Raw genomic sequence first — 2,417 nt, 5'->3', positions numbered from 1 at the left:
GTGTGTCAGGCGGCCGAGCCAGACAGCAGCGGCAGCAGGCCGCCGCGCTGGTCGAGCGCGACCAGGTCGTCGCAGCCGCCGACGTGCGTGCTGCCGATGAAGATCTGCGGCACGGTGCGGCGCCCGGTGCGCTCGATCATCTCGTCGCGCAGGCCCGGCTGCAGGTCGACGCGCACTTCGTCGATCTGGTCGACGCCGCGCGACTTCAGCAGCTGCTTGGCGCGGTGGCAGTAGGGGCACACCATCGAGGTGTACATCTTCACGGCTTGCATCGCTTCGCTCCAACGACGGGCCCGCACGGTGCGTGCCCCTGAATCCTCAGGCCGATTTCTCGACCGGCAGGTTCGCTTCGCGCCACGCCTTCAGGCCGCCGGCCAGCACGCGGGCGTTCTCGTAGCCTGCCTTGCGAAGGATACCGATCGCGCGCGTCGCGCGTGCGCCGCTCGCGCACACCACCACGAGGGGCAAGGCCTTGTTCTTCGGCAGCGCGTTCGAGGTCTCGATCTGTGCCAGCGGCACGTTCTTCGCGCCGGCGGGGTGGCCGGCGGCGAACTCGGCGGCCTCGCTCACGTCGATCAGCACCGCCTTCTCGCGGTTGATGAGGTGCACCGCATCGGCGGTGCTCAGCGCACTGCCCTGCGCGCCGCGCCGCAGCGAGGGCCACAGCAGCAGGCCGCCGGACACCAGGGCCACCGCGAACAGATACCAGTTGTCGAGAAGGAATTTCACTGCGAAGCCCAGGGTTGGAGGCAAAGGGCGGAATTATAGAATTCGCCGCTCTACCTCCCGGGGTCGCACCCCGCCCGCCCCACAACCACTGCCTGCCATGTACAAACTCGTGCTGATCCGCCACGGCGAATCGACCTGGAACCTGGAAAACCGCTTCACCGGCTGGACCGACGTCGAGCTGACGCCCACCGGGGTCGAGCAGGCCAGGCAGGCCGGCCGGCTGCTGAAGGCCGAGGGCTACGACTTCGACGTGGCCTACACCTCGGTGCTCAAGCGCGCGGTCTGGACGCTGTGGCACGCGCTCGACCAGATGGACCGCACCTGGCTGCCGGTGGTGCACAGCTGGCGCCTGAACGAGCGCCACTACGGCGCGCTGCAGGGGCTCAACAAGGCCGACATGGCCAGGCAGTACGGCGACGAGCAGGTGCTGATCTGGCGCCGCAGCTACGACACGCCGCCGCCGGCGCTCGACGCGAACGATCCGCGTGGCCAGCGCCAGGACATCCGCTACGCGAAGCTGCGGCCCGAGGACGTGCCGCTGACCGAATGCCTGAAGGACACCGTCGCCCGCGTGCTGCCGTTCTGGAACGACAGCGTCRCCCCGGCCATCAAGGCGGGCAAGCGCATCGTGATCGCCGCGCACGGCAACAGCATCCGCGCGCTCGTGAAGTACCTCGACGGCATCGCCGATGCCGACATCGTCGGCGTCAACATCCCGAACGGCATCCCGCTCGTCTATGAACTCGACGAGAACCTGAAGCCGATCAAGAGCTACTACCTGGGCGATGCCGCGGCGGCCGCCGCTGCTGCCGCCGCCGTCGCGAACCAGGGCAGGAAGGCCTGATCAGGCCGGCAGCCCGTACAGCCGCTCCGGCAGCATGCGCGCCGCGAGCGACTTGTCGGGCAGCGCCGCGACGATCGCGAATTCCTGGCACGCGGTGTCGCGCCGCGTCGTCTGCGTGACCGGCATGCCGCGGCGGTCGGTGATGCTGGCGGCGATCGGCGTGCTCGCACTGTCGCCGCGCCGCACCACCACCGCCTGCTCGCCGCTCTTCAGCTGCACGAAGTCGCCCGGCGGGTAGATGCCCAGCTCCTTGACGATGGCCATCGACAGCGGGCCGCCGCCGTCATCCTGGAACAGCTGGCGCGCCGCATCCTGCGTGCTGATCGCCGGCCGGCTGATGCGCGGCGTGATGCGCGCCATGAAGACATCGGCCAGGCGCAGCGCGCGCGCCATCTCGCACGGTTGCGCGTGCCCGAGCGGGTAGCCGCCGCCGCCCGGGCGCTCATGGTGCTCGGCCACCGCCTGCAGCCACTCGGCATCGTCGACACCGGTCGCCTGCAGCAGCTCGACCGCCTGCTGCGGGTGCAGTGCCACCTTCTCCAGCTGCGGCGGCATCGCCGGCACGCCCTGCGCGGCCAGCCGCCCCTGCAGCTCCAGCATCGCGACATTCATCGTCAACGCGGCCTTCACGATGCTGAGCGTGCGCGCGGCACTCCAGCCGAGGCGGCGCGCCATCAGGCAGCACAGCAGCGCGGTGTGCAGCGAATGCGTCAGCCCGTACAGCAGCATGCGCGGCCGGTCCTTGCGCACCGACAGGAAGATGCCGATGTCGGGATCGCGCTCGATCAACGCAACCAGGCTGCCCGCGAACTCGTCGATGCGCGCCGGAAAGCCCGGCTCGGCC

General features: G+C 70.0%; 4 protein-coding genes. 1 reads left to right on the top strand and 3 read right to left on the bottom strand.

Annotated features, from left to right (window positions below):
* Positions 1–5: 5 nt before the first annotated feature.
* Both grxC and AC1D15_RS27160 read right to left on the bottom strand, forming a co-directional pair.
* Complete coding sequence (grxC, locus tag AC1D15_RS27165; protein ID WP_477828456.1) at positions 6–272, bottom strand: glutaredoxin 3; 267 nt, start codon at positions 270–272, stop codon at positions 6–8.
* A gap of 46 nt (positions 273–318) precedes the next feature.
* Positions 319–729 carry a rhodanese-like domain-containing protein gene (locus AC1D15_RS27160; protein ID WP_047499715.1) on the bottom strand — a complete coding sequence of 137 codons (411 nt, stop codon included), beginning with the start codon at positions 727–729 and terminating at the stop codon, positions 319–321.
* A gap of 97 nt (positions 730–826) precedes the next feature.
* On the opposite strand from AC1D15_RS27160, the gene gpmA reads away from it, so the two are divergent.
* On the top strand, positions 827–1,573 hold the full coding sequence (gpmA, locus tag AC1D15_RS27155; protein ID WP_477828455.1) for a 2,3-diphosphoglycerate-dependent phosphoglycerate mutase: 747 nt from the start codon (positions 827–829) through the stop codon (positions 1,571–1,573).
* On the opposite strand, the gene AC1D15_RS27150 is transcribed toward gpmA, so the two are convergent.
* A partial coding sequence (locus tag AC1D15_RS27150) for an HD-GYP domain-containing protein (protein WP_477828454.1) occupies positions 1,574–2,417 on the bottom strand: 844 nt, incomplete at its 5' end.

The sequence above is a fragment of the Rhizobacter sp. P2_H2 genome (assembly GCF_056403375.1).
This window is presented reverse-complemented; position numbering and strand designations above follow the sequence as displayed.

Coding starts and splice junctions, on each gene's coding strand:
- grxC (WP_477828456.1), bottom strand. CDS start 272: ATGCAAGCCGTGAAGATGTACACCTCGATGGTGTGCCCCTACTGCCAC.